Origin of the sequence: Winslowiella arboricola, assembly GCF_025527015.1 — a bacterium.
In the GTDB taxonomy this organism is placed as follows: domain Bacteria; phylum Pseudomonadota; class Gammaproteobacteria; order Enterobacterales; family Enterobacteriaceae; genus Erwinia; species Erwinia arboricola.
Window position 1 is genome coordinate 185,945 of record NZ_JAODIM010000039.1, and the last position, 25,034, is coordinate 210,978.

At 49.6% G+C, this 25,034-nt stretch carries 28 protein-coding genes and 1 pseudogene; 3 read left to right on the forward strand and 26 right to left on the reverse strand.

The window, feature by feature from the left end:
* Nucleotides 1–8: 8 nt before the first annotated feature.
* The 7 genes from N5923_RS08785 to N5923_RS08815 all read right to left on the reverse strand — a co-directional run bounded on the left by N5923_RS08785 (nucleotide 9) and on the right by N5923_RS08815 (nucleotide 3,810).
* The gene (locus tag N5923_RS08785) at nucleotides 9–308 is read right to left on the reverse strand and encodes a hypothetical protein (protein WP_267141171.1); all 300 of its coding nucleotides are present in this window, start codon (nucleotides 306–308) and stop codon (nucleotides 9–11) included.
* 480 nt (nucleotides 309–788) lie between these two features.
* Nucleotides 789–1,076, reverse strand: a complete 288-nt coding sequence (locus N5923_RS08790) for a hypothetical protein (RefSeq protein WP_267141169.1) — start codon at nucleotides 1,074–1,076, stop codon at nucleotides 789–791.
* A 170-nt stretch (nucleotides 1,077–1,246) separates the two neighbouring features.
* Entirely contained in the window at nucleotides 1,247–1,567 is a 321-nt protein-coding gene (locus N5923_RS08795; RefSeq protein WP_267141168.1) for a hypothetical protein, read from the reverse strand.
* A gap of 347 nt (nucleotides 1,568–1,914) precedes the next feature.
* Nucleotides 1,915–2,277 carry an SMI1/KNR4 family protein gene (locus tag N5923_RS08800; RefSeq protein WP_267141167.1) on the reverse strand — a complete coding sequence of 121 codons (363 nt, stop codon included), beginning with the start codon at nucleotides 2,275–2,277 and terminating at the stop codon, nucleotides 1,915–1,917.
* A 33-nt stretch (nucleotides 2,278–2,310) separates the two neighbouring features.
* Entirely contained in the window at nucleotides 2,311–2,808 is a 498-nt protein-coding gene (locus N5923_RS08805; protein WP_267141166.1) for a Rhs family protein, read from the reverse strand.
* Between the two features lie 256 nt (nucleotides 2,809–3,064).
* Nucleotides 3,065–3,280 (reverse strand): hypothetical protein, encoded by a 216-nt coding sequence (locus N5923_RS08810; protein ID WP_267141165.1) that lies wholly within the window; start codon nucleotides 3,278–3,280, stop codon nucleotides 3,065–3,067.
* 17 nt (nucleotides 3,281–3,297) lie between these two features.
* Nucleotides 3,298–3,810, reverse strand: a complete 513-nt coding sequence (locus N5923_RS08815) for a hypothetical protein (RefSeq protein ID WP_267141164.1) — start codon at nucleotides 3,808–3,810, stop codon at nucleotides 3,298–3,300.
* Between the two features lie 243 nt (nucleotides 3,811–4,053).
* Between N5923_RS08815 and N5923_RS08820 the strand changes: the two genes are divergently transcribed.
* A complete protein-coding gene (locus N5923_RS08820) occupies nucleotides 4,054–4,377 on the forward strand; it encodes a SymE family type I addiction module toxin (RefSeq protein ID WP_267141201.1) in 324 nt (107 codons plus the stop codon).
* A gap of 65 nt (nucleotides 4,378–4,442) precedes the next feature.
* Here N5923_RS08820 and N5923_RS08825 read toward each other — a convergent pair whose 3' ends face one another.
* From N5923_RS08825 to N5923_RS08840, 4 genes and pseudogenes are all read right to left on the reverse strand, one after another.
* Nucleotides 4,443–4,724 (reverse strand): DUF6966 domain-containing protein, encoded by a 282-nt coding sequence (locus N5923_RS08825; RefSeq protein ID WP_267141163.1) that lies wholly within the window; start codon nucleotides 4,722–4,724, stop codon nucleotides 4,443–4,445.
* Nucleotides 4,721–5,209 carry an RHS repeat-associated core domain-containing protein gene (locus N5923_RS08830; protein WP_407704418.1) on the reverse strand — a complete coding sequence of 163 codons (489 nt, stop codon included), beginning with the start codon at nucleotides 5,207–5,209 and terminating at the stop codon, nucleotides 4,721–4,723. The genes N5923_RS08825 and N5923_RS08830 overlap by 4 nt, the downstream gene beginning before the upstream one ends.
* 316 nt (nucleotides 5,210–5,525) lie before the next feature.
* Nucleotides 5,526–5,999, reverse strand: a complete 474-nt coding sequence (locus N5923_RS08835) for a hypothetical protein (protein ID WP_267141162.1) — start codon at nucleotides 5,997–5,999, stop codon at nucleotides 5,526–5,528.
* Between the two features lie 418 nt (nucleotides 6,000–6,417).
* Nucleotides 6,418–7,450, reverse strand: a pseudogene (locus N5923_RS08840) (RHS repeat domain-containing protein); the annotation flags it as partial.
* Nucleotides 7,451–8,030: 580 nt separating this feature from the next.
* On the opposite strand from N5923_RS08840, the gene N5923_RS08845 reads away from it, so the two are divergent.
* Nucleotides 8,031–8,462, forward strand: coding sequence for a helix-turn-helix domain-containing protein (locus N5923_RS08845; protein ID WP_267141161.1), 432 nt, complete (start codon nucleotides 8,031–8,033; stop codon nucleotides 8,460–8,462).
* A 79-nt stretch (nucleotides 8,463–8,541) separates the two neighbouring features.
* The gene (locus tag N5923_RS08850; protein ID WP_267141160.1) at nucleotides 8,542–8,844 is read left to right on the forward strand and encodes a SymE family type I addiction module toxin; all 303 of its coding nucleotides are present in this window, start codon (nucleotides 8,542–8,544) and stop codon (nucleotides 8,842–8,844) included.
* 59 nt (nucleotides 8,845–8,903) lie between these two features.
* Here the strand turns inward: N5923_RS08850 and N5923_RS08855 are convergent, their stop codons facing one another.
* From N5923_RS08855 to N5923_RS08925, 15 genes are all read right to left on the reverse strand, one after another.
* Nucleotides 8,904–9,185 (reverse strand): hypothetical protein, encoded by a 282-nt coding sequence (locus tag N5923_RS08855; protein WP_267141159.1) that lies wholly within the window; start codon nucleotides 9,183–9,185, stop codon nucleotides 8,904–8,906.
* A gap of 2 nt (nucleotides 9,186–9,187) precedes the next feature.
* Complete coding sequence (locus N5923_RS08860; protein WP_267141199.1) at nucleotides 9,188–9,523, reverse strand: RES family NAD+ phosphorylase; 336 nt, start codon at nucleotides 9,521–9,523, stop codon at nucleotides 9,188–9,190.
* A 427-nt stretch (nucleotides 9,524–9,950) separates the two neighbouring features.
* Nucleotides 9,951–10,361: a hypothetical protein gene (locus N5923_RS08865; protein WP_267141158.1), complete on the reverse strand. Its 411-nt coding sequence runs from the start codon at nucleotides 10,359–10,361 to the stop codon at nucleotides 9,951–9,953.
* Entirely contained in the window at nucleotides 10,354–14,721 is a 4,368-nt protein-coding gene (locus tag N5923_RS08870; RefSeq protein WP_267141157.1) for an RHS repeat-associated core domain-containing protein, read from the reverse strand. Before N5923_RS08870 ends, N5923_RS08865 begins: the two co-directional genes overlap by 8 nt.
* A 3-nt stretch (nucleotides 14,722–14,724) precedes the next feature.
* The gene (locus N5923_RS08875) at nucleotides 14,725–15,165 is read right to left on the reverse strand and encodes a DcrB-related protein (RefSeq protein WP_267141156.1); all 441 of its coding nucleotides are present in this window, start codon (nucleotides 15,163–15,165) and stop codon (nucleotides 14,725–14,727) included.
* A gap of 173 nt (nucleotides 15,166–15,338) precedes the next feature.
* Nucleotides 15,339–15,716 (reverse strand): hypothetical protein, encoded by a 378-nt coding sequence (locus tag N5923_RS08880; RefSeq protein ID WP_267141155.1) that lies wholly within the window; start codon nucleotides 15,714–15,716, stop codon nucleotides 15,339–15,341.
* A 40-nt stretch (nucleotides 15,717–15,756) separates the two neighbouring features.
* Entirely contained in the window at nucleotides 15,757–16,323 is a 567-nt protein-coding gene (locus N5923_RS08885) for a hypothetical protein (protein WP_267141154.1), read from the reverse strand.
* Complete coding sequence (locus N5923_RS08890) at nucleotides 16,307–16,465, reverse strand: hypothetical protein (protein ID WP_267141153.1); 159 nt, start codon at nucleotides 16,463–16,465, stop codon at nucleotides 16,307–16,309. The genes N5923_RS08885 and N5923_RS08890 overlap by 17 nt, the downstream gene beginning before the upstream one ends.
* 67 nt (nucleotides 16,466–16,532) lie before the next feature.
* Nucleotides 16,533–17,318: a hypothetical protein gene (locus N5923_RS08895; RefSeq protein ID WP_267141152.1), complete on the reverse strand. Its 786-nt coding sequence runs from the start codon at nucleotides 17,316–17,318 to the stop codon at nucleotides 16,533–16,535.
* A gap of 81 nt (nucleotides 17,319–17,399) precedes the next feature.
* Nucleotides 17,400–17,795: a hypothetical protein gene (locus N5923_RS08900; protein WP_267141151.1), complete on the reverse strand. Its 396-nt coding sequence runs from the start codon at nucleotides 17,793–17,795 to the stop codon at nucleotides 17,400–17,402.
* A 13-nt stretch (nucleotides 17,796–17,808) separates the two neighbouring features.
* A complete protein-coding gene (gene tssI, locus N5923_RS08905; RefSeq protein WP_267141150.1) occupies nucleotides 17,809–20,331 on the reverse strand; it encodes a type VI secretion system tip protein TssI/VgrG in 2,523 nt (840 codons plus the stop codon).
* Nucleotides 20,332–20,386: 55 nt separating this feature from the next.
* Complete coding sequence (locus N5923_RS08910; protein ID WP_267141149.1) at nucleotides 20,387–20,779, reverse strand: DUF4150 domain-containing protein; 393 nt, start codon at nucleotides 20,777–20,779, stop codon at nucleotides 20,387–20,389.
* A gap of 9 nt (nucleotides 20,780–20,788) precedes the next feature.
* Entirely contained in the window at nucleotides 20,789–21,394 is a 606-nt protein-coding gene (locus tag N5923_RS08915) for a DUF3540 domain-containing protein (RefSeq protein ID WP_267141198.1), read from the reverse strand.
* An 11-nt stretch (nucleotides 21,395–21,405) separates the two neighbouring features.
* Nucleotides 21,406–22,476: a pentapeptide repeat-containing protein gene (locus tag N5923_RS08920; RefSeq protein ID WP_267141148.1), complete on the reverse strand. Its 1,071-nt coding sequence runs from the start codon at nucleotides 22,474–22,476 to the stop codon at nucleotides 21,406–21,408.
* The gene (locus N5923_RS08925; protein ID WP_267141147.1) at nucleotides 22,473–25,013 is read right to left on the reverse strand and encodes a DUF2169 domain-containing protein; all 2,541 of its coding nucleotides are present in this window, start codon (nucleotides 25,011–25,013) and stop codon (nucleotides 22,473–22,475) included. The genes N5923_RS08920 and N5923_RS08925 overlap by 4 nt, the downstream gene beginning before the upstream one ends.
* Nucleotides 25,014–25,034 lie beyond the last annotated feature (21 nt).

Below are 25,034 nucleotides of genomic sequence, written 5' to 3' on the forward strand. Positions count from 1 at the left end.
GAAAAAAATTATGATTGGTTTTTTGGATTGCTTCCAGCCTTCATTTGTTTTTCTTTATTTAGTTTATTATTGAATTTAGTGACAAGATCACTCCATTCTTTATAAGTAATATTTTTAATATAACAATCCCCAAGCCATTTAGGGTGGCAGCGTGATATTAAACTATCTATAGCTGCATTTCTGATAAGATCACTTACATCTAATGTTAATACTTTTATCATTAATCTTTTAATATCGTCAGCTTGATCAATATAAGAAGACTTAATTAATTCATTACATATATTATCGCTGATTTCTTCCAGATTCATAACCCTTCATCCACTATTGTAATCTAATGATATAAATTTATCATTCACTGCCAATTAAAATGCATTACCGTTATGTAGCATCATTGCCCCTTCGCGCATCCGTAGGTTTTGGACAGACTACGATATCTAAAGTGCGGTGCCACCATTAAAACATTCGTTATCTGTTACAGTATCAAGATAAACCGTTGACCAGTGACACTGGCATGCATAAACACCCGACTTAATATTCTGTATGTTGCTAATATTAATTACAGGTAATTTATCAGGTAAAGGTGATTTCATCTTAATAAATACTTCATTAAAATGATAATCTCTCATGCCTTTATCGATAACTCGGAAACCATTTTTTTTGAGCAAAGAGACCAAAGCGTCTATAGGCGGACATACAACTTTTCCAGAAATTTTCATTTTATGCTAGTCTAAGTAAGCGGTTAAAAGAAAAAAACAAGAGTCATGGGGATCGGCCACGAATTTATCTAATTATATTTCTCTATATGCTTCTTCTGCATCTATAATAATACCCCCTAGCTCTATGTCATAAGGCCACTGATCAACTATAATCTTTGTGATACCTAAAATCCTTTCATTTTTTGGAGGAATATTACCTGATTTTATCACTTTCAATACGATAGAAAAAGTCTCTTTGAATTTAGATAATTGCGATACAGAACTTACAGATAAAACTTTTATATCCTTTATCAGAATTACTTCCTCAAGCTTATCTATCGCGTTTTGTATCTTTGCAACTGCCTTGAGTATGGTTTTCATTTTCATATGCGCAATAATTATTTTATATTATTAGATAATCTTTAATCCTGTCGGAGTGACAGTGCCCGATTTAGCATTAAATAACAACACATTTTTACATCTATTTAGCGCTAATGTGATCCTAAAGGTGTTGTATGGATGTCCAGAGCTTGGAGCAAGAGACGTTATTTTTAGATTTTGATAACAATATCCCATATGTGATTTTTTATAGAATCTAAAAGCTCGTTAAGACGAACTCTCTCATTGAAATCATCATGCCAAATGTAATAATCTGAAAAAGAACCATTTACCCTATCCATTGCCTTCCATGTATTACAAGCATCCAGATAGAAAGCATATGGTTCATTACATTTTTCACTAAAAGACCATTCAAGCTTTTCTATAACAAGCTCAACACCTCTTACCCAGTTGTTTTCATTATATTTTATGAGGATTAATTTTAATCTTTCAAATTCATGCAATAATTTTTTAGCTGTTACATTGTTATACATAACATCACCTTAATGACCAACTATCCGAGACATTCACACCACTTAATCACCAGGCTTACAAAAAAATGTTTGAAGTACGTTCTGGCTACCAAGATAAGGTTTTCCCTGGTAACCTACCGGTTCTGCATAAATCGTTTAGAGTGGCGATAACTGAACTAAAATATATTATGAGATGGAGGCGGCAACACGATGATACCAGCGCATCTGTTTAGTAAGGCGAGAAACTGGGCATGCGGCGACGGTCAGGGGGATTGTTTTGTCTGCTCCCGAGAATTTTAAGATAAATATAAAAATCCGGAAGGATCCTGGGGATCGCTTCCGGCTTTATAGACATAGTTTAAAAATATCTATGCTCGTAATTCATATAGATCTTTTGCTTCTTCGTCCATATCCAGACTACCAAGTGCACCAAGATCTAAGCTGTAAATTTTATCACTGTTATCTTTTGAGCAGATAAAGTAACCAAGGTCACCATCCTGCCCTATTAGAAAATAATCAGGCTCAACTTCTTGTATTGTATACGTTTTATTTCTCTCTACTATGTCCTTGTAATTAAATATGTATACAGGATCGCCATTTTTATTTTCTATTTCATAAGACTCTGCATCTTGCACTTCTTCAGATAAAAACTTCTTGTATGCACCAGGTAAATTTATACCAAGACTTTTCTCTATACCTTCTAACTCTTTTACTATTTCATCTTTAGACACAAGCAGTTACCTCTTTACTTTTGTGATGGTCAATTAAATATCAAAGAACGGGTTACCTATATTGCTTTCTCTGATTCCATCAAAATATTTATATGCATCACTAACGGATTTCTGAGCCTGTCCTTTAGGGACGCCTGCATCAAGCATTTCTTTATAACTAACATTAAATTCTTGCTTCAGAGTGTTATCCCATCCACCAGGTGAAGCGCGTCGTGCTCGTTGAGCAGCACTAATTCCTGCATGAGGACTACCGGAAGCTGATTTCAATAATGTAGCCGGGGCAGAGTTTCTTTGATATCCGTCGATTCGTTTCTTGGCCCATGCATCCTGAATAGGATGGTGACTTTGAACAAAACCATCAGCTTTACTATTTGTGTGCCCTGGGGCGCGATTTACTCCGGGGGATAAATTTCCATGTGGATCTACGTCACCAGCTTTATAGCCCTTTGGAGCATTACATCTACTCAACCCTAACGGATCGATCCAGTTCAGCGGGTTAGAAGCATAAGCATACTGGTTCAGTCCCCCCATTAACCCTATCGGGTCATCGGGATGATTGCGGTGCTATCGTACTTTTTAGTGCTATAACCGGCTGATATGGATGATTTATTAGACACAATTTTTTTTATTTTCATTAGCCAATTAACCCTAAAATCCCGACGTGCATTTTTGCATCGATCTCCCTCGATTCAGCCAGTGCCGAGCAGGATTACATTAGATTATCCTATCCTGACCGTAGGAGATAATAACCAAGTATAAATAGGATCTGTTATATATAGATAAGAACTCATACCCGAGGAATATTAACCCCATCCCTCATCTGGCTGGAAATAATGACCTCAGAAGCATCTTCTGGACTATTTTGAGCCTTAAAAGCTTCTTCCTTTGTAATTTTTGATTCTATTTCCTTACTCACCAACCCTCCATCATCATATTTTATAAAAAACTCGCCATTTTTTTCTACAATATCAATTCCGTAACCACTAAATATTACTTTAATCATAATCAATCCTTATAATTTCACTTTTTTAAAATGTTGGTAATACTAGCATCACCAACAGGTGTTTGATTGATTACTGCTTCTGGAATTCCTCCTGAGGTTTTCCCTCCAGGCAGCCAAAACTCATTGGCACCGGGTTCCCTTCCTGTCGGCATTCTCAATCCTTGGGGATTAGAAATATCGATTCTAACTGGAGAATCACCTAGTTCTCCTGGAGTCAACCCTAAGAGTTTTTCCAGTTTAGGAATATTTCCACCTGATTTCGTAATCAAATCATCGGCTACTGTTCTCGGCATAACAAAATGACCAGCGGGTGGACCTATCTCCGGACGATTAACACCCCATGTAATTTTTGATACTCCGCCATCAAACATAGCTAAATGTTGCTCAACATGTGATGGATCTAAGTAACTTTTAGGATCAGGGAAATCTAGCTTGCTTTTACCGTGGGTTGCTTTATAAGCTTGGGCGGCTCTCCCTCTATTTGAGAACACCCCACGAGTTTTCGATTGGAACTCATTCCAGGTGCTCATCACGCTGCAACGCAATCCCAGCGGATCGATCCAGCTCAATCCATTCGGCGCATACTGATAAAGATTAATCCCACCAGAAAGGAAATAGGGTCATCGGGACGATTCCGGTGCCATCGTACTTTTTAGCAGCCTTAACTCACTGACAGCACTGGCTTTTAAGAGGCGGCTTTTGCCATATTTAACAGCCAGTTAACACCAGAATCCCGACATGCACTTTTGACGCGCGCACGCTACCGCTCCGCCATGGCCTTCCCTGCCTGCGTCACCATTAAAAACGATTGTAAGTCAGGGGAAGGGATTTCCAAAACGGTACGCCGCTGTATTGTGGGATATCGCCCAAAGGGCGGCGACCGCAGCACGCCGCAGGTTAACATAGCGGGTAAGTGGCTGAGAGAGGCGGGGTTTGATGTTGGGACTGGCGTCAGCCTGAAGGTGATGGATCGCTGCCTGGTGCTGATCCCCGACGATCCGGAAGTGAAGCCACTGAGGGAGCTGGAGCAGCAGCTGAAGGCACAGCGAAGCGAACTGGATCATGCCCTTCAGCGGATAGGAGCGGTGCTGGCCTGACGGGCGGATGAAAGTAAAAAAGCCGGAAGGATCCTAAAGATCACTTCCGGCTTAATTAAATATCTCTACGATATATATTTATATGAAGAGCACGCGCTATAAAGCTTCCTTCGAAGCTCTTCTAGTTTATTATTCTCTTCAATAAGAGGCCTTCCATTTTTACTGAACACTATATCATTTAGCGTTCCCATCCCACCAAATAACCTTTTTACATCATCGATAAACTGATCAGGGTCTGTATCAGCTCTTGAATAAAGATTATCTAAGGTTTTTACTAAGTTATACTCACCGTTGTCACGTAATAATTCAGCAATAGATTTCAAATACTTTTTTTGTTCACTAATCATAGTAATGGCCACTGACCTATAACTTGAATACCAGGAATTTTCCAAGCCTCATATATAAAGATCTGCTGCGTTCCTCCCATATAAAAATCACCCTGGGAGCCAACTTCACCAACATAGACTTTAGTACCGGCTGGAACTCTTATTTTGAATACAGTATCTAAAGCCGATTCCCCACCGTCAGGCCATTTTGGCAGCACGGCTTTATCAACCCTAGTTTGAATAATACTCTGAGGTTTGTCCACGCTAAAGAATTGACCATACTCCCTGGTTGAGATACCTGCTCGATAAAGATCCGTATCTTTTGCCAATATTATTTCTTGATACCTACCGCCAGCAAATGTACCTGCATGGTCATCGCTTAATGGCCCTGGCTTAACTGCTGAATACTTACCTTTCTTTTGACCAAGAGAACATTTACTCAGCCCTAACGGATCCACCCAGTTTAATGGATTCGGCGCATAACTGTAGAGGTTTGTTCCCCCCATTAACCCTATCGGATCATCGGAACGATTCCGGTGCCATCGTACTTTTTAACGGCCTTAACTTACTGATACAGCTGGCTTTTAACAGGCGACTTTTGGCAGTTTTTACATTGCGTTAACACGAAGATCCCGATGCGTACTTTTGCCCCGTGCGCTACCGCAGTCTGATCCTGATTACGGGCGGCCAAAAAATTAAAAGTCGGAAGGATTATTTCCAACTTATATTTAATTTAAATAACGCTGACCTAAAATTGCTCTTAATAACTTTATTCATTCAAACTTTAATTGAATATTATTTATACCAATTAGAACATAGAAATTAATATATTATCAACTTACCCAATGGCCACGTTCCTTCCCAACCACATGGAATATGCCCATCCTCATATATCACTATCAAAGATTCAAAAAAAAGATTACCTTTTAAAAACCGTTTGTAGGCATCTTCCATTAAAAAATTAACCAAATCCCATTTGATGTTTTCTAATATAATATTTTCACTTACACCTTTATCTTTGACTATAGGGATAACTTCAGCATCAATTATTTTCTTTGCTTCTCTAACAAGAACATTCCATTGCTGATAATCATTAGTGTGTTTTTTTGCAAGATAGCCAGTTATCTCATTACCAGCCTCAAGTGTGGCATCTTCCCAGTCAGCACTGGTTATTTCTTTAATAAAATCAGATTCATTAGCAACCTGTTTTATATTGTTCAACACTGATACTTTTCCAATGTTTATAAACCAATTTATTTTTAATAAACGGTCTACTGCTGATCTTGAAATCTTCATGGTTTCACCTGATTTATCCTGCCGGGAATTCTTGGAACATTTTCCCCACCGAGTGCTCCATACTCAAGGCGGTTTTGTATACTATATCTCACCGCCGCATTGACCTGAGCTGGTGACATTTCAGTAGCCTGCAGGGAATGTTTCAAAGCTTGCGTATATTGAAGGTTCGTTGGCATTTCTCTATAAAGCGCTCCACCTTTACGGTACTGATTCCAGAAGCTTTCCAGCGACTTATGCGCTTCGTAGTGTGGTGTCCCCGGTTCAGTAAAAGCATTCCCTTGTAGCTTTATAGCCGCTCCGCTATCCCGAGGGATTAGATCCCGATAAGCAGCATCCTGATTGAGATGGTGCGATTGTCCGGGGCGCGGATCATTTTTTAATCGTCCATGAGGGCCAAGTGCTGGCTCATCCCCACCTTTACATTTAAGGCCAAGTGGATCTACCCAGCTTAATGGGTTTGGAGCGTAGGCATATAAATTTATACCGCCAGCCAGCCCTATCGGATCCTGCTGAGTAAACCGTGCACAGTCCGGATCATAATACCGAAACAGATTGTAGTTAAGCCCGGTTTCCCTGTCCAGGTACTGCCCCTGCATCCGCAGGTTCTGCGCAAATCCGGGTCCCTGCAACGTCGTTTCGCGCAGCAGTTTGCCCCAGGCGCTGTTCTGTCCTTCCCAGCGCAGTTTACCTTCGGCATCGGTCAGCCGCTCCGGCATACCGTTGACCTGGCAGTGGAACCAGTAAATTTCCGGGTCCTGCACGCCGTCAATACGCGCCAGCGGTTCATAGCTGTTTGTATCGCTGTAAACGTATGTCAGCGGCACATCGCCGTGAATTTCCTGCAACAGACGGAAGCCTTCCCAGACAAAACGGGTGGTGACACTTTTGCCGGTCGGTTTTCCCTGTAATTGCTGGCTGACGGTTTTACTGATGCGGCGACCCAGCGGGTCGTAGGCAAAACTCACCAGGCTGCGCGCTTTATTGCGGTCGCGTGGCTCGCTCAGCACTTCCGTCAGACGATGCTCACCGTCATAACGGTAATGCCAGCGCATCTGGCCGTTGTCTTTTTCGACGGTGCGTCCATGCACATCATAGCGCCAGCGGATGCCATTAAGCTGCGTCACCCGGTTATGGCGAATGGCCTGACCGGCATTGCGCTCCAGTGGATTGCCCGCCGCATCCCAGCGCCACTGCTCCTGATTTGGCAGTGAGCCGTCCTGGCTCAGCAGGCGGCCGGCATCATCGTACTGCCAGCGGCTGTGGCTGAACGGATTGTCATCGCGCTCATCGCGAATAAGATTATTGCGGTAGTCGTAATCCAGCCGCGAAGACCAGCGGCGCGGCGCAGGACGCTGCGTGTTGCCGCTGAATACATCGCGGCGCTGCATACGTCCCAGCCGATCATACTCGCGGCGGGTGGTCAGCAGTCCCTGGGGGCGGCTGACTTCCCGGGCACGCTACCGCTCCGCCGTTACCTTTCCTGTCTGCGTCAGCCGCTGCTATTCCGGGTTTGTGGCCGTTATAATGGCGACCTGACGCAGCCTGCTGCGTGGAAGCCGGAGGGAACGGTCTGGTTCAGGTGCTGTAATCCCCGTTTCGGCTATCCGTGCCATAGGTGACGTCCTTAAAATATTCTAGATAAAGCATTTGTGCTTTATATCGCTAACAAAATCGAAGTACGGTGAACCGGCCCCACATACACTGAAGGCACCGGGAACACGAACAGCCAGCTGAAGACTCAAAGCACAGGGAAAACGGACAGAAGAGGAAAGCGCCCCGCGCCATGTAGGGCGCGAGCCTGGCTGTTATGGATGCGTTTTTTGAGATTTTCCGATCTACCCGTGTCCCTGAGCCTCCACTGAGTTAATAGTGAGCAAGTTCGTGCTCCCTACGTAGGCTCGACGTCACAGCCAAGGTAACTTACTGAGCCTGGGTTTTGTTATCAATATAAAGTATTTATGCTTGATTATCTAGCTTTATGGCTTTATTGTGACAAGCATTCAGAGTTCATATCAATGCACTGGAGCATGGATGAAGACGGATAATTACGGCAACATGGCTGCATTGAATGTGGCAATGATGACCGGAGTGCTTGATATGGCGGATGTGATTGATACCGGGTTTGCGCAGCGTTTACGTGAACTACGCAGGCAGAAGGGGCTGTCTCAGTCGGAGCTGGGTAAGCAGGCTGACCTGCATTACACCCACATTGGCCGCTTTGAGCGCGGCGCGTCCAGACCGGGCAGCGACACGTTAAGCCGTCTGGCTGATGTGCTGGGCGTGACCAGCGACTACCTACTTGAAGGTGCATCAACGGAAGCGGCTAAAGCAAGATTTGAAGACAGGGAGTTACTACGGCAGTTTCAGGAAGTGGAGCAGCTGCCGAATGAAGACAAGGAAGTGATTAAGAAGCTGATCGATGCCTTTCTGACCAAGAAGCATATTCAGGCACTGGCAAGATAACAGGCTGATTTAACGCGGGATTGAAGTGTTCTCAGCACAACAACCCCGCTCACCACAGGCAACTAAGCAGGAGTTGATCATGGCTGAACACGATTGTAAGTCAGGACAGGGGATTTCCAAAACGGTACGCCGCTGTATTGTGGGATACCGCCCAAAGGGCGGCGACCGCAGCACGCCGCAGGTTAATATAGCGGGTAAGTGGCTGAGAGAGGCGGGGTTTGATGTCGGGACCGGTGTCAGTCTGAAGGTGATGGATCGCTGCCTGGTACTGATCCCCGACGATCCGGAAGAGAAGCCGCTGAGGGAACTGGAGCAGCAGCTGAAGGCGCAGCGGGTCGAGCTGGATCACGCCCTTCAGCGGATGTGGGCAGCGCTGGCCTGACGGGCGGCTAAAATAAAAAGCCGGAAGGATCACTGGGATCGCTTCCGGCTTTTTAATATTTAAGGCATTCGCATTACACATTCCCGAAGGCGTTTGAGCAGCTCGGGATCTTTAAGGCAATCAACCGGCTTAACACCTTCTAACGCTGGGACTTCACGTTCTACCCACCACAAGCCCTCTTTCAGGCCTATTTTTCCATAGATAATAACTGCTAAGTCTAAATTACCGTCTAATTTTTTAGCAAGCAAGCGGGCATTATCATCTAAATAATCCTCAGCATAAAAATCTGCGCAATTTTTCCATTTTTCGTCGCCAGCGTAATAATGTTCTAAAGAAGACATATCTAGAATCCAAAAAATGATATTAAGTTAGAACCTGTAGGGTTTCTTGCTGATGGTGCAAGTATACCATCATACCCTTGCTCTTTCACCCAACTACCAATTTGATGGGTAATGTCGTATTTATTACCAGTGATATCATTCAATGAAACACCTAATGTATCCCTCACGCCAGAATTAGTAAGTTCAAGTACATTGTTTAACTGTAAGTTTTTACTAATTAACACTCGACTTGAGAGATCTACGTTCCAGTGAGTTACTTCAGACAGTGCAGTTTTTCTTGAATTTGCGCCATACAATCCACCCAAGCCTTCATCTGTATACCTATGCGATGCTTTGATATTCTACTTGTGTGTTGTCCATGTCGTGCTCATCCTGTCAGGCTCTTCAAACCGATAAACAGTTCGATTAACTTTTCTGTCTTTAGGAGCACTGGAACATTTCAGCCCCAGCGGATCGATCCAGTTCAGTGGGTTTGGTGCATAACTGTAGAGATTTGTTCCCCCCTCAACCTTATCGGATCCTGCTGCGAAAAACACCCTCATTTCAGATCGTCCTATCAGTTTCGACTATAATTTTGACGTATTTTCGAATCGTAATGCATGGTATTACTTTCCTGAATAATCATGGATAATGCTTTCGCATTTCCTGACTAAAATTTTGAAACCCGGCGAATATTGAAGACGATGTCTGACTAGTGTGGTTATGAAAGTAAAAAACCGGAAGAGTCATTGAGAGTACTCCCGGCTAAATCTAATTGATTATCAATCACTCAAAATCAAAGAAAGTATCATAAATCTCTAAAGCTTTATCTACATCGTATCCAGCGAAACCCAGCACTTCGATAAACCAGGACAAATGTTCACCTAACTCTGGATAGGCGTTTTCTTTTAACGCTAAGAAACACAATGCTATTCTTGCTTTTAAAACATCGCTATCCGTAAAATCTCTTATTCCATTTTGATCAACAACATCCCACCAATAAAGACTGGCATCGTTGAGTGCATCGAAACCAACATTCCCTTTAATAAAATCACTGGATAAGCGAATTGGGTTGTGAGGGCCATTACTAAAACTAATATTGAATGAATCACAAACCGACAACATGAAAGTTATATACTTTTTTATTGCTTCGTCTGAATCTTTTGGCCAAATAATTGAATCAATACTTTTACTCATCTTTTATCGCTACTCCAAAGAATTTTAGTACGCTTTGGCATGAAGGACATAAAGGTTTTGGTGTATTATGACCAGCGCCAGATATACCAATATTAACGGCCTTGACGGAAGCCCCCTTAACGTTTACACCTTCATTTAATGCTTTATCAAGGCAGACTATTTCTGCACATCCTCCATGCCAGGGAGCCCTTTCTTTTGCCGGAGTCCCCATTAATGCACCGGTAACATCACGATTATGAGGAACCGCATCTCCACTAACCCCTGTATAAACCTTACCACCTGCTTTGATTTCGGCGGCGGCACCTGATCGTTTACCACCCTGCAATGCTCTGTCAGCTGCATTCTCTGCCGAGTCTGGTTTACAACGCCTTGTTAATCCAAGCGGATCGATCCAATTAAGTGCATTCGGTGCGTACTCATATAAATTTAGTCCACCCGCAACTCCCACAGGATCAGATTGCGTAAACCTCGCACAGTCCGGATCATAATACCGAAACAGATTGTAGTGAAGCCCGGTTTCCCTGTCCAGGTACTGCCCCTGCATCCGCAGATTCTGCGCAAATCCGGGTCCCTGCAACGTCGTTTCACGCAGCAGTTTGCCCCAGGCGCTGTTCTGTCCTTCCCAGCGCAGTTTACCTCCGGCATCGGTCAGCCGCTCCGGCATACCGTTGACCTGGCAGTGGAACCAGTAAATTTCCGGGTCCTGCACGCCGTCAATACGCGCCAGCGGTTCATAGCTGTTTGTATCGCTGTAAACGTATGTCAGCGGCACATCGCCGTGAATTTCCTGCAACAGACGGAAGCCTTCCCAGACAAAACGGGTGGTGACACTTTTGCCGGTCGGTTTTCCCTGTAATTGCTGGCTGACGGTTTTACTGATGCGGCGACCCAGCGGGTCGTAGGCAAAACTCACCAGGCTGCGCGCTTTATTGCGGTCGCGTGGCTCGCTCAGCACTTCCGTCAGACGATGCTCACCGTCATAACGGTAATGCCAGCGCATCTGGCCGTTGTCTTTTTCGACGGTGCGTCCATGCACATCATAGCGCCAGCGGATGCCATTAAGCTGCGTCACCCGGTTATGGCGAATGGCCTGACCGGCATTGCGCTCCAGTGGATTGCCCGCCGCATCCCAGCGCCACTGCTCCTGATTTGGCAGTGAGCCGTCCTGGCTCAGCAGGCGGCCGGCATCATCGTACTGCCAGCGGCTGTGGCTGAACGGATTGTCATCGCGCTCATCGCGAATAAGATTATTGCGGTAGTCGTAATCCAGCCGCGAAGACCAGCGGCGCGGCGCAGGACGCTGCGTGTTGCCGCTGAATACATCGCGGCGCTGCATACGTCCCAGCCGATCATACTCGCGGCGGGTGGTCAGCAGTCCCTGGGTGCGGCTGACTTCCCGATGCAGTTCATCGCGGGAGAAATCACTCACCGGCAGGCTGTCCAGCGCAATGCTCAGCAGATGGCCGCTGCCGTAATAAAGCGACTTCAGCTGGCGGCCATCCGGCAGCGCCAGCGAGGTGGTGTTGCCCAGCGCATCGTACTGCCACGCCAGTGAACCCTGTCCTCCCTGTTCACCGGTTATGTGTCCCAGCGCATCATACTCAAAACGCAGCTCCTGCTCCGCCTCGCGGCTCCAGCTGTTTTCGCCCAGCTGCGGATGCAGGGAGAGACGCGACAGCTGGCCGCCTGCGTGGTAACCATACTCCGTGCGTCCTTCCGGCGTGGTGCGCGCCAGCAGCTGCCCGGCGGCACTGTAAGCAAAGGTGTGGGTGATGGCTTCAGAATGTCCGGCGGCAAAAGTACGCGCTACGGTGCGGCCACAGGCGTCATACTCGTAACGCGTCGCCACGCCGTCCAGCCCGGCCTCTTCCAGCAGCAGCGAATCTGCTCCCCAGCGGAAACGGTAAGTTTCACCGTTCTCATTATCCAGCGCGGTCAGTCTGCCACGGCTGTCCCAGCTGCGCCGCACCTCTTCACCCAGTGGATTACGGGTGGCGATCAGTCGTCCGGCGGCATCGTAACGAAACTCGCTGCGCTTGCCGTCGGCGGCCTCATGAATCTGCGGCAGACCACGCGCATTCCAGCTTAGCCGCTCTTCCCAGCCCTCCGCGCGGGTCAAATGCTGCGGGCGTCCGGCGGCGTCATACTGGTAGCGGGTCTCTTCCCCTTCCGGGTTAATTTCGGCGGTCAGCCAGCCCAGCGCATGGTAGCGATAGCGGGTGGTGCGCCCGGAACAGTCCGTTGCGCGGATCACCTGTCCGGCGTCGTTGTACTCCATACGGCGGCTGTTGCCCGCCGCATCAATCTCTTCCGTCACCAGACCATATTCATCACGCAGCAGCAGCGTGGTCTGGCCCAGCGCGTCAACAATGCGCGCCAGCCCGTGATGTTCATCGTAGTAATAGCGGGTGGCAGCGCCGTCAGCGCCAGTAACAACCGCAGGCAGCGCGCGGTGTGCCAGCCATGTGGTAGCGGCAGCATTGCCGTCAGCGTCGGTCTCCTGCACGCGGTTGCCCGAATCGTCATAGCTAAAGGTCATCGCATGACCCAGCGGATCGACCCGGCGGGTCAGCAGCTCATTATCGTCCCATTCGTAAAGCCAGCTCTCGCCGCGCTCATCGATAAAACGGGTGATCTGACCCTGTGCATTCCAGAAATGCTTGCGTACTAAACCGTCCTGTTGCGTGACGGTGGTCAGTCCGGCGTTCAGATCGTAATCCATGCGGCAGGCATCACCGGTGCTGGTACGGTTCTCCACCACGCGCCAGTGGTCAAACTTTTGCCAGCGATACTCGCTTTCCAGCCCGCCCGCCAGACGGTGCCAGCTCATCAGGCCTTCGTCGTTGTAGCGGTATTCACGCAGCACCACGCCGCTGGCGTCGGTGACCGATGACAGCTGGCCGCGCGCGTCATAAGCCCAGCTCATTAGCGGCCAGTGCGTGTCGCCATCGAACTGGCTGGCAGCGGTCGGCCGCGCAGGGAAGCGGGGATCTTCATAATGCAGGGTGACATCAATCGCCAGCGGTTCATCATGGATGCGCACCAGCCGACCCTGTTCGTCCCGGCTCAGCTCCAGCACATTGCCGTATTCATCACTCAGCGAGGCCAGGTGCAGCTGCTGCGGATTGCCCCGATTCGCGCGGAACAGACGCCACATCGCACCGTCATCATCGGCAATCGCCACATCGCCGTTCTCGTTACGGCGCACAATAATGCCTTCGCTCAGGCTGTACAGCGACTGATCCGGCGGCGGCAGGGTGAAACTCAGCTCACGCCCGGTATCGTCAAACCATACCACCTGACCCTCTTCCAGCTTCAGGTAGCTGTCAAATACCGTCGCCCAGCCAGTGCCGAACAGTCCTGAACGACTTGTCAGGCTGTTATAGCTGCGCTGCCAGCGCAACGGAAAGCGGCCCGGCAGTGAGAAATCCAGTTCGTTACCGTCATTCAGAACTTTCACGCCCGTCGCGGCATGCACCGGGTTCAGGGTAGCGAACACGGCGTTAACCGCCATATCTGCCAGCATACCGCCGCCCGCCATAGCCAGCGCACAGGGCATATTCTTGATGATCTTCCCCGGACGACCGCGTATCAGCGACAGGGCAATCATTGCCACACTAAGGCCTGCCATCTTGCCGCTTTTAATGTCACGTACCCGGAGCGTTTCGCCGCCGATAATCACATCCGGGGAAACCTTATCCGATATTTTGGCTTCACAGGTGGTGAGATCTTTCGCGCGCACCGCAGGCTGGCCATTGATAAACACCGTTTTCGAGCCTTCAGCCAGGTACTGCGGACCGGAGTGTTTCTCACAGGCGACTTTATCCTGCTCCAGCGGCGAAGTGCCTTCCGCCGCAGAACCGACTGTCGGCTGCCACATTTCACTGCCAAACTGCCCGGCGGCGGCCAGCAGCATTCCGCCATAATCGGCAAAGCTGTGCGGTTCCTGTGGTTCCGGCGCGGGTGTTCCGGCGGGCGTGAGCATGCCTGCCGCCCGTGCAGCAGGCAGGGTGTTAGTCAGCACATTATCAGAGCCGGAGATAATGACACCTGCCGGGGAGGGGGGGAAAATCATATCACCCACGCCACTCGCCACCGCGCTGATATCGTCAGTGATGCCAGCCACATTGGCCAGCACGCCGCCAACGATGCCGCTTAGCAGGCAGCTTGATCCGATGGCTGCCACCCCGACGGCGGCAGCGCTCGCGCCAAGCAGCGGTGCAGCAACCGTTGCAGTAGCTGCTACAAGGCTACCCAACATGGCGTAAGCCGCCCCTTCAACCACCAGGCTGGTGATATCCGCAAAGATACTGGAGTGGATTATCTCATCGCCCTGACGGGCCGCATTATTGTCGCTCATGCCTTACACATTCCGGTTGTTATTCAGCGTCAGACTCTGTTTGAGGGCGCTCCAGCGCTGTCCGTCTTCTTCACTGAAAGGACGTAACGCGGAGAGGGTAAACAGCAGCAGCACCGGTTTATCCGGCTGCTGCACAGCAAGCTGCTTCTGCCACAACGACTGGTCGTTGCGGACAAAAGCGGTTTCCACTTCAACCGCGCGCAGGCTGTTATCTGCACCGGTCATTACACGCGCAAATTCACTCTGGTTGATTTCCCCCATTTGCGGACGCAGCATCTCCCACTGGCGATGAAACTCTTTTTCAAAATCGCTGCCATCGGGGATTGCACCACGTGTGACGACCAGCGAAAGACCGCTTTCATCATCACGCAGAATATTCATGGAGCTGTCCTGCCACGGGGCGGGAAAGAGAGAAAATGAACCTTCCTGGAGGGTGTATTTCATAGGAGACTCTTGCTAAAAGGGCAGCACCGCCAGCAAAGATGGCGTGTTAGCTACCTGAAGGATTAAATAAGAAATAACATACAGGTGGTGATATATATCTTCGGGTAATACTGACAGCTATAAGACAACGGGCGAGTTTAACCAGACATTTTTCAGTCTATGCGAGCAGTGCCTTACTGAGTAATCGGATGAAAAGCGCCATCATAATTTGGAGCAATACCCTTATGGGTCTCGGTCAACCGGTCTTTTTCCACCCAGCCCGTAACCTGATCACCCTCCTCCTTAAGATACATTACACTATAGAAACCTTGATATTCCACCCAGGCATATAAATTATTACCGGGAATAACAAACTCTCCTTTTACCAGGCATCGTTTATCCGGGGCAGAATAAAATTGCAGCCTCCCTTTTCCACCCACCTTAAACACATTCTCTGTGTTATCGAAATGAACGCCTTGAGTATTGGCGTTACTATCCAGGTTGTGACAAAAGTCGTTAGCTGAGGCCAGCAGTGGAATAGAAAAAAGCAAAGCGCTTAAAATCTTGATCATATCAGCCTCTGGTGTTCATAACAGTATAACGTTGATTTCATCAATCAGTATTAAACACCATCATAATATGGCTAACCTTATTATTTTCTATCTGAAAAGAGATGCGTTTGCCGTCACCATCATAATAAATCCAGTGTTGGTTATCACTGTCATCAATCGTTCCATTACCATACTTCTTAACCAGCTCGCTTTGTGTATCGCCAACGGAAACTCCACGGAATGTGGCGATACCTGGCGCATTAAGCGTAATCTGGGCAATAATATAGCTATCAATATCACGCTGTTCTTTTTCCCAGAACAGGTTGGCTGTATAAATTTCATAACCAGCATAACTATGCTGATAGTATTTATAATTGCTTTCACCTGACGGCACATCGCCGACAAAACTCTCGCTTATCTGAGCGCCTGCACGTTGTTTTGCCTGATCGTCCCACTTATCACCCAATGAAAAACGCTGCTGATTAAGCGTAACGCTAAAGTCTGCTGCCGCCATCACGGTTTGAGCACTCGCGGAATTTACTATCGTTGCCGCTGCAACTGAAAGTGGGGGTGCTGAAGCTAAAATGAAAAAACCTGACAATGCTGCTTGCTTAGAGGATAACGCCATTTTCAAACGTTCCTTGATTGAATTTTGGGATAGAGAAATGAACGCCTTTGATATTAGCGTTACTGTCCAGGTTTTGACAACTGTCGTTAGCTGAGGCCAGCAGTGGAATAGTAAAAAGCAAAGCGCATAAAACCTTAATCATATCAGCCCCTGCCTTTCATAACAGAATCATATTTTTAACAGCCCATACTTAAGCAGGGATAGCAACATTATTCTGTGCCATTTGACCAGACACCATTTTCTGTTACCATTGTTTTATTATCAATACTCACTTCTAATGAAGGTCTAGTGATTTTCAGAAGATATTTATATTTTGTATTTCTATTTTCAAACTCATAATAACTGACCGGGCAAATTGCCGAATCACATTGCGTCCTGACTACTTTGCCAAGCAGACGAACCGTTTCCCCATCAGACTTACGTTTACCGAAATAAGTCGCTTTATTACAGGCAACACTTCTGTCTGCGCAAGACAGTATAACTTTTACCGAGAATTTCGGTGATTCAAAATACTTCACCTTAGACTCATTATCAGCAAGAGGTTTTGGCAAAACTTTCCCCTGAAAAGAAATGGTCTTAAATTCACTCGCCCATGCATTGATATCAGGCTGTATGCTTTTAGCCTCAGTGTCATTTGTGACATACATGATTTTTTCAGAGTCTGGTGTTACCCAGGCAGCGTAGATTTTACCGTCCGGCTTCACTACCAGCGCTGATGCATTTTCCTGCCGCAAATGTTGAAGCCAACCATCAACAAATACCCCTCCGTCATTTAATAAATGAGGCTCGCCAAATACATCGAAATTACCAGCAAAATCATCGTATTGTGATTTTAGTAAATTTTTGACTGCTGTTGTTATTTCTTCATTTTGAAAAAGCTTATCGGCATTTTCAAGGGTGCTATAATTCTTTAAATTGTCATATTCTTGTGAAAAAACCGGTGATGACATCACCAGAATTGACAAAAAAGTAGCCTGCAATAACTTCTCCAACATAGTAAGTTCCATTTACCTCGGGAAAAATCGTCATCGACAAGCCAGAGGCGACGCTTATATTGCCCCTGCATTTAGCTGATATTACTGAGTGATGGCATGAAAAGTGCCATCTGCTGCACCCGCATCAGTCAAAAGTGTATGATTCTTTCTGTCCATTTTAAATCTGAATAAATGAACAGATGTTTCAGGATCGCCACCACAAACTGCATAGCGTTTGTCTTCACGCACATCGATAATAAAATACTGTTTATCTGATGAGTCGTCAAAATCATAAGCTAAACAGTGGTCTCTCAGTGATGATAGCTTATTGTCTCTGATAGCTTTATGTACGGCTAAAACAGCAATATCTTCATCTGTTTGTGCTGCTTTTTCACTCTGTTTATTCTCCACACTTTGCGCCATTGCCGTAGCATTAAAGGAGAATAAAAAAGAACAAAAGACCATACCAGCCAGCCATCGAAAAGAGATCTTGTGCATATTAATGGTACCTTTAATCAAAATCGGTCAGATGCTGACTGCGAATGATAGACTTAACACTCTTGGCATAATTAGGATCGGTAGCATAGCCAGCTTTAGCTATCTCATCAACAAAAGAGTTAGCGTCTTTAGCCCCCTGAAAAGCAGCCTTATATCTCGGATTGCTGTTCAGAAAGCGGCCATAGTCATCAGCCGATTCGGCATAATCCTTATAAGCTCTGAAACTATCACTAATAGAAATTCTTTTTCCATTAATTACTTCAGATGTTTGAAATGTCGTGGTGCCACCAACCGGTGATTTTCCTTTAATACCAAACCAGGCATTATTTTTAACATGCTGTCCCCATCCTGTTTCCTGCGCAGATTGTGCCAGCGTAACTGATGTGGGAACACCCCAGTCAGCTTCAACTTGTTTTGCTGCAGCAAGATTATCATCGATAAACTTCTGTACATGCGCTGGCCTTTTTTTAGCGTTTTCTGCGACGGGTTGCCTGGCGACTGCAGCAGCAGCCACCTTGGGTGCAGACGGTGCAGCTGCTTTAGGGCTCGCTGGTGCGGAACCTTTAGGCTTTACTACAGCTTTAGGCGCTGCCGCCGCTGCCTGAGCTTTCTGCTTTGGGGGGAAAAGACCCTCCACCGCTTTACTGATATTGCTTTTATGGCTGTCACCCGGCGCGCTGGTTCCCGGCTGGGTGCCAGAGGTGTTCAGATGCAGCTTGCCGCCGGAAGTTGTGATATAACCATCGCCCTCGACAAAGAAATTAAACTCTTTGCCAATCAGATTGATTTTGCCATTCGCATTTAGCTCAATCGCGCTATCACCACATTCCAGGCGCAGTTTGGTTCCTGAACCAATCACATAGGTTTCGGCCGCCGCATCCACTTTGCCTTTGCCGGTATACAGCTCTTCGCCGCCTTTGACGCCGTGCACACGGTTGGTTTCCACCCGGTAAAGCTCATTAACACCAACGTAATGGCTGTGGTTGTTGCCGATAGACTGTGTGGCGTCATTTTTGACGCTCACATCCATATTCCGCTCCGCCTGCATCCACAGCTGCTCCTCACCGCTTTTATCTTCAAAGCGCAGGGCGTTGGCGTTGTCCGGCGTGCCGTCTTTACTGCGGCTCATAAAGCCCATTTGCGTCGCGGCGGCGGGCAGCGACCACGGCGGCATACTGGCTTCGTTATACACGCGGCCGGTAATTATCGGACGGTCCGGATCGCCGTTAATAAAGTCGATCACCACCTCATCGCCGACACGCGGGATCTGTACGCCGCCGAAGCCCTGACCGGCCCAGGCGCTGGAGACGCGCACCCAGCAGGAGCTGGTATCGTCGCCCTTGCCCAGGCGATCCCAGTGAAACTTCACCTTTACCCGGCCATATTTATCGGTCCAGATCGACTCGCCTTTCGGCCCCACCACCCGCGCGGTCTGCGGACCGTGGGTACGCGGCCATGCGGTGCGCTGCGCCGAGCGGAAGGTGGTGTCCGCCGGGATCACCACAAAGTTGATTTTATGGACACTCTCCTCACCACTGCCGCTGGCGTAGGTGTTTTCCTGGAGCGTGTAGGCCGCACTCACTACCATATAATCGCCGCTGTCGCTGGCATAAGGCGGCTGACCGAGGGTAAAGGTACGACCCGGCACAATTCCCAGCGCGGTACCCACGGCGTCGATGCGCTGATGCTCTGCCTGCCACTCTTCCTGACGGATACGGGCGTAAAACTCGCCGTGGCTGTGGTCGACAAAGCGTCCAGGCCATTCGTAGTAATCAATCTGACCCGGCGACGGTGAAGCCGGGTTCTGCCGCGCCTGGAACAGCCAGGCGTTCGGTTTGCGGAAGTCGTAATCGTCGATGCTGTAGATGCCCGGCGTCACGCGTTCGCTGATGGTCCACTTGCCGATCCCTTCTTCACCGGTGCTGCCACCGGACTCACTGGTGTGATACGGGATCACCTCATAGCCTGCATACGGCTGATGCGCCGCCGCAGAATCCATCAGCACCAGCGTGTGTTTATCCGCTTCGTGACTGAAGAAGAAGTAAATGCCCTCCAGCTCCATCAGGCGCGAGATAAAGTCGTAGCTGTTCTCCTGATACTGCACGCAGTATTCCCAGCTGCGGTACTCGCCGGTCAGCTTATCTTCGACATGCACGCCGTATTCGTTCAGCACCGTTTTGATAATATCCGGCACCCGCTGGTTCTGAAAAATACGCTGGTTGCGGTCGCGCTGCATCGGCCACAGGTCCGATTCCATCTTCAGGGTATAAATCGCGTAGCGCGAGCCATCCGCCTCGGTGCTCTGCACGTTGACCGAGGTGATTTTACCGTTGAGATAGCGTGGCGCCGCCGTCAGACCCTGAGTGGGAATGGTGATGGTGATGGGCTGGCCGAGCAGCGTTTTGCGGTCGATGCGCGCATCGGTGCTCAGCAGGCCGACATCCAGCGCAAAGGAGCGTGATACCACCTCCATGCCGGAAAGTTTCCAGAAAAGCAGTCCTTCGACAGGTAACTGTACAGAAATGCGGTCAGGCATAACGTTTTGTCCATAGTAAGAGATGAGCTGGCGGTAAGGGAAACTTGCAGGCCTGTCAGGGTGCCAGCATCAGCACTTTAAGCTGGCTGGGTACAATACGCATCCCGATCGCATTGGTGGAGTTTTGCAGACTGACGCTGGTCAGCCGTGTTGCTGGCGTTCCCTTTAGCAACACCGTAAATGCGCCGGTAAGATGGCGCGAAGGCCCCATTACCGTTCCCGACGCCACACCGGTGGCGACACCCGGGTTATCGCCGTTAGTCAGCGGCGTAATGGTCGCCATATTATGCGCCGGCATGCCCATAAACAATATATTCAATGCGTTAGGGATCGCCGTCGGCCCCAGCGCGATATCCGGATAGGGAATCGGCACCGGTGCAGGCGTCGGCGTCAGACAAACGTCCGGGAACGCAAGATCCATGCCCATCAACTGGCAGTTAGCAAACATAGTGTCTCCTTAGCCCATGTGAATCTGTTCGGAATCGACCTTAGCGATCGCTTTCGCGGTAATCACCGTGTTCTGTGCGTGCAGACGGGCATAATCTTCCGCTTTCATATCCAGCTGCCCGGCGCGAACCTGTTCGGTATTACGTGTGGTGCGCAGCAGGTTGTGACTGATTTGCGTCACCGTCTGCCAGACCGACTCGGCGCGCTTGCCGACAATGCGTGACACACTCACCCACGCGGAAAGTTTATCGCCGCTATATTTCATCTCGCTGATATGGCAGTCGCCCTGCCTGGCGCTGACGCGCAGCGCTTCACTGCTCAGGCTTAGTTCGCCCTCGCTGCGGATATGCAGATCGCCCGGCACGCTCAGCTCAGCGCTGAGCGGATTGGCGCGCTCCAGCACCGCCAGCAGCCAAAGCTGGTTATCTACTCCGGCGATCAACACTTTATCGCCCGCCTGTGGCGCGATAACACAACTGGCGGCGCGCAGGCAGTGCCAGCCGCGGCCTTCACTCTCAATCGTCAGGCTACCATCGGGAAAACAGTGGGTGACAATACCGGCGGCCTGCGTGGGAGGCGTCACGGCCAGCGCCAGTTTATGGTTAATATTGCTCATCATAATTCTCCTCAGCTGCGGCTCTGGCGCTGAATGCTCCAGGCCTCGGCAGCCAGTAATTCTTCATCATATTCAAGAATGCCCTTGCGGTCGGAAAACAGGGCATTCTCCTGGCGCGCGCGATGGAAGCGCGTGCGGGAAAAGGTGGCGCCACGAAAGTCCGCCATACAGACATCAGCGCCTGAGAAGTCGCTGTAAGTCAGGTTGCACAGGGCAAAACGGGTTTTTACCGCTTTCACCTGTTGCAGAATGCTCTGGAATAACCGGCTCTGGCTAAAGTCCGCGCCATCCAGGCAGGAACCGACAAACATCGCCTGGTCGAACAGACTGCTCTGACACTGCGCGCCGCTGAGATCGGCTTCCATAAACAACGCCTGCGTGGCGTTGACCTGCCGCAGCTGTGCGCCCTTCAGTGACGCGCCTTTAAAATTGCACTGCGTCAGCTGAGCGCCGGAGAAGTTGACGTTATCAAGCTGGTTATCGGTAAACTGGCAGCCGGTAAACTGCTGCTGCGCATAGCTTTTGCCACGCTGGTCGCAGGCGAAAAACACCACCCGTTCACACTGGGTTGCCGCCAGGTTAGTTTCGCGCAGGTCGATACCGAAGAAGGTAGTCAGCAGACAGTGGCACTGATCGATATGCGCGCCCGGCATCGGCGATTCGAAAAAGGTGGAGCGATCCAGTTTTGCCTGGCTGAAACGGCTGCGATCCAGCGTGCAGCGCATAAACTGGCTTTTATCCAGTTCGCTGTGGGAGAAGTCACTATCGGCAAGCGCGCACTGATTAAACACGCACTCGACCAGCCGCAAGCCGCTGGCGTTGAGTTTATCCATCTCGCACTGGTTAAATACCGTCTGCTCCAGCCTGGCGCCGCTGAGATTGACCGCATCCAGCTGGCATTCGGTAAACACCGTTTCCTGCAGATTGGCGCCCTGCATGTTCGCACCCTGCAACGACACTTCCTGGAAAATGCCACCGGAAAGATCGCATCCCTGAAGATCCAGTCCATCAAGATCGATCTCCAGGATCGCTTCACCGTTTTTTATCCGCTGTTGCAGTTCAGCTGCGCTCAGAGCGCTCATATTACTTCTCCATCACGCTTCGGCAGCGTTTTGACGCGTTTCGTCCACGCGCCGGTCAGGCGGGTGTGCTCATCGGTAAAGGATTGCGACAGGTCAGTACGAAACAGATTGGCATTGCTGAAGTTAGCGCCTGCCAGCTGTGTTTTTTGCAGCAACGCGCCCATCAGGTTGGCGTCGGTAAAATTGGTCTGACGAAAATCAGTGCGTACAAACATACTGCCAACCAGATTAGCGCGAGTGAAGTCGCTGCCCTGGCACAGCGCTTCGCTGAGATCGGTGTTCTCCAGCTTCGCCAGGGTGAATTTCGCCCCGGTCAGCACCGTCTGACGCAGGTTGCTCTGTTTTAGCGTCGCCTGGGTAAAGTCCGCGCCGGCCAGCGTAGTTTCCGAGGCCGCCGCGCAGGTAATCAGCGTTGCGCCGTCAAACTTTACCGCTTCCAGCTGGCTTTCCACCCACGAACAGCTTTCCAGCTGCGCGCCGCTAAAAATGGCGGCTTCAAGGATGCATTTGATAAAGGTGGTTTTATTTAGTCGCGCCCCGCTGAAATCCGGTTGCGGCAGCGTCAGATCCATAAACACACAGCCTTCCAGCTGCGCCTGATGGAAGCGACAGCGGGTTAACCAGCTATTTCGCAGCAGCAGGCCATCCAGCGTGGCGCCATCAAAGGTGCAGTTATCAAACAGCGCTTCATCCAGCTGCGTTTCTTTAAACTGCGCATTGCTGAAGTCACTGTGCAGACACTGCGCCAGCGCCAGACTGGCACCGGTAAAATTGCAGTCGCGCAGTGAGGTTTCCTGAAGCTCTGCACGCGCCAGCATCGCTTCGGTAAAGTCCGCGCCATCGAGCTGGCAATGGCTGAGATCGGCGCACTCCAGCAGGGTTTTATTAAAACGCGCGCCGCGCAGATCCATGCCGGAGAAATCAACACCAGTCAGATCCATACCGCTGAAATCACCGCCCTGCGCCTGCGTACGTTCCGCACGCTGACGGATAATCAGCGCAATATCCCCTTTCAGACGCACCGCCGGTGGCTGATTCTGCACTGACATCAGGTACATCTTGTGCAGCGACTCGCGGCTTTGCTCCAGCTTCTTCTCACTAAAATGTTCTTTGTTGTTGTGCAACATCTCCTGCATGCGGTGCATGGAGTCCGGCCCGCGCGGCAAATTGTCCTGATCGCTATGCTGCGGAAAACGCGCTTCCATCTCTTTTTTGCGTTCCTCGGCCTGCGCCTTCATCTCTTCGGCCTGGCGCTCCATCTTCTCGATAAATTCCGGCAGCTCATCGAGTTTGGGGATTTCCGGCTCGTCAAAATCCGCCAGCAGATCGCTGATATCGCCACCCTGCTCTTCCATCCGTGCGCGATGCTGTTCACGCATCTGGCTGGCGCGATTTTTCAGGTTATCGCGCATCGGGCTCTGCGATTCCTGCACTTCGCTGTCAATCCACGGACCGATGGTTTCTTCCGGGATCAGATCTTTTTCGCGGAAAGCGAACAGCGCGCCTTTCTCTTTATCAAGGCGCTGAGTGAGGACTTTGCGATAGTGATTATGCGAACGTGTCGCGCCGGTTTTTTCCAGCGCGGGCATCAGATGTAAGACATCCGCAGCATCATCTTCATTAATGCGGGTGTTGCCCTGCCAGATCAGTAGCATCTGTTCCAGATGGGGAAAGAACCACACCGTGGTGGCGCGTAGCAGGATCTCTTCAAACAAAGTTTCATCCGCGCGCTGGCGATTGATAAAACAGCGCGCCTGCCAGGGTGGCAAGGTTCCCTGTTGCAGCGGCTTTTGCGGATGCATATTCCAGATCGACCACTGCGCCAGCGGCGGCAAGCTGTCACGCTCGTCCCACCACTGATCCGGGCTGGCGGCGTTAAATACCCGCCAGTCGATATCGCGCGCAAAGCCGGGGAAATCATTCTGCAGCCAGTTCGCGTCGTACTGTTTTCCCATGCGGCTCATGCGGCGTGGCCACTGGATATCCAGCGGACCAAAGCTGGCCGGTTCCGGTTTCTGTCCGGGAGAAGAGATGCGCGCATTTAAGGCTTCGATATTTGGCAGACGGCGAAACTCAACGCCATCCTGCATTTCATTCACCGCGCCGATACCGTGCGGATTATCAGCATAGCCTTCGCCACCATAAGCGCGACTCCAGTCGAGGCGCATCTGGTCAAAAGTACGTGGCGGGGTCGGTCTGGAGCCTGACCAGAAACGGTCGCCGGAGACGGCCAGCGTTTTAGTCAGATTTTCGATTTCAATCCGTACCGCACAGGCTGTTTTATCCTGCTGATGATGGCTGTAAGCAAAGCCGGTGGCGAGGAATTCGGCGCGCGCTTTCGGCATCGCCATATCAATCACACCGCCGCTGGCCTGCAACTCATCACCCGCCAGTTGCCACAACTCCATTTCCGGGCGTAGCTGAGGATTTTTCCCCATATCAGCCAGCGCCATCACTGAGACACCGAGGTGGTTTTTTCCCTGTAAGCGAAATGGGCGGTGCAGCACGCTAAGGCGCAGCGGTTTAATAATCTTCATGCACAGCGTCCTTTAAGAAGA

What these genes read in the sequence shown, in the direction of transcription:
- N5923_RS08785 (WP_267141171.1), bottom strand. Translation starts at nt 308, where the DNA reads ATGAATCTGGAAGAAATCAGCGATAATATATGTAATGAATTAATTAAG.
- N5923_RS08790 (WP_267141169.1), bottom strand. Translation starts at nt 1,076, where the DNA reads ATGAAAACCATACTCAAGGCAGTTGCAAAGATACAAAACGCGATAGAT.
- N5923_RS08795 (WP_267141168.1), bottom strand. Translation starts at nt 1,567, where the DNA reads ATGTATAACAATGTAACAGCTAAAAAATTATTGCATGAATTTGAAAGA.
- N5923_RS08805 (WP_267141166.1), bottom strand. Translation starts at nt 2,808, where the DNA reads ATGGGGGGACTGAACCAGTATGCTTATGCTTCTAACCCGCTGAACTGG.
- N5923_RS08810 (WP_267141165.1), bottom strand. Translation starts at nt 3,280, where the DNA reads ATGATTAAAGTAATATTTAGTGGTTACGGAATTGATATTGTAGAAAAA.
- N5923_RS08815 (WP_267141164.1), bottom strand. Translation starts at nt 3,810, where the DNA reads ATGAGCACCTGGAATGAGTTCCAATCGAAAACTCGTGGGGTGTTCTCA.
- N5923_RS08820 (WP_267141201.1), top strand. Translation starts at nt 4,054, where the DNA reads ATGGCCTTCCCTGCCTGCGTCACCATTAAAAACGATTGTAAGTCAGGG.
- N5923_RS08825 (WP_267141163.1), bottom strand. Translation starts at nt 4,724, where the DNA reads ATGATTAGTGAACAAAAAAAGTATTTGAAATCTATTGCTGAATTATTA.
- N5923_RS08830 (WP_407704418.1), bottom strand. Translation starts at nt 5,209, where the DNA reads ATGGGGGGAACAAACCTCTACAGTTATGCGCCGAATCCATTAAACTGG.
- N5923_RS08835 (WP_267141162.1), bottom strand. Translation starts at nt 5,999, where the DNA reads ATGAAGATTTCAAGATCAGCAGTAGACCGTTTATTAAAAATAAATTGG.
- N5923_RS08845 (WP_267141161.1), top strand. Translation starts at nt 8,031, where the DNA reads ATGAAGACGGATAATTACGGCAACATGGCTGCATTGAATGTGGCAATG.
- N5923_RS08850 (WP_267141160.1), top strand. Translation starts at nt 8,542, where the DNA reads ATGGCTGAACACGATTGTAAGTCAGGACAGGGGATTTCCAAAACGGTA.
- N5923_RS08855 (WP_267141159.1), bottom strand. Translation starts at nt 9,185, where the DNA reads ATGTCTTCTTTAGAACATTATTACGCTGGCGACGAAAAATGGAAAAAT.
- N5923_RS08865 (WP_267141158.1), bottom strand. Translation starts at nt 10,361, where the DNA reads ATGAGTAAAAGTATTGATTCAATTATTTGGCCAAAAGATTCAGACGAA.
- N5923_RS08870 (WP_267141157.1), bottom strand. Translation starts at nt 14,721, where the DNA reads ATGAGCGACAATAATGCGGCCCGTCAGGGCGATGAGATAATCCACTCC.
- N5923_RS08875 (WP_267141156.1), bottom strand. Translation starts at nt 15,165, where the DNA reads ATGAAATACACCCTCCAGGAAGGTTCATTTTCTCTCTTTCCCGCCCCG.
- N5923_RS08880 (WP_267141155.1), bottom strand. Translation starts at nt 15,716, where the DNA reads ATGATCAAGATTTTAAGCGCTTTGCTTTTTTCTATTCCACTGCTGGCC.
- N5923_RS08885 (WP_267141154.1), bottom strand. Translation starts at nt 16,323, where the DNA reads ATGGCGTTATCCTCTAAGCAAGCAGCATTGTCAGGTTTTTTCATTTTA.
- N5923_RS08890 (WP_267141153.1), bottom strand. Translation starts at nt 16,465, where the DNA reads ATGATTAAGGTTTTATGCGCTTTGCTTTTTACTATTCCACTGCTGGCC.
- N5923_RS08895 (WP_267141152.1), bottom strand. Translation starts at nt 17,318, where the DNA reads ATGTTGGAGAAGTTATTGCAGGCTACTTTTTTGTCAATTCTGGTGATG.
- N5923_RS08900 (WP_267141151.1), bottom strand. Translation starts at nt 17,795, where the DNA reads ATGCACAAGATCTCTTTTCGATGGCTGGCTGGTATGGTCTTTTGTTCT.
- tssI (WP_267141150.1), bottom strand. Translation starts at nt 20,331, where the DNA reads ATGCCTGACCGCATTTCTGTACAGTTACCTGTCGAAGGACTGCTTTTC.
- N5923_RS08910 (WP_267141149.1), bottom strand. Translation starts at nt 20,779, where the DNA reads ATGTTTGCTAACTGCCAGTTGATGGGCATGGATCTTGCGTTCCCGGAC.
- N5923_RS08915 (WP_267141198.1), bottom strand. Translation starts at nt 21,394, where the DNA reads ATGAGCAATATTAACCATAAACTGGCGCTGGCCGTGACGCCTCCCACG.
- N5923_RS08920 (WP_267141148.1), bottom strand. Translation starts at nt 22,476, where the DNA reads ATGAGCGCTCTGAGCGCAGCTGAACTGCAACAGCGGATAAAAAACGGT.
- N5923_RS08925 (WP_267141147.1), bottom strand. Translation starts at nt 25,013, where the DNA reads ATGAAGATTATTAAACCGCTGCGCCTTAGCGTGCTGCACCGCCCATTT.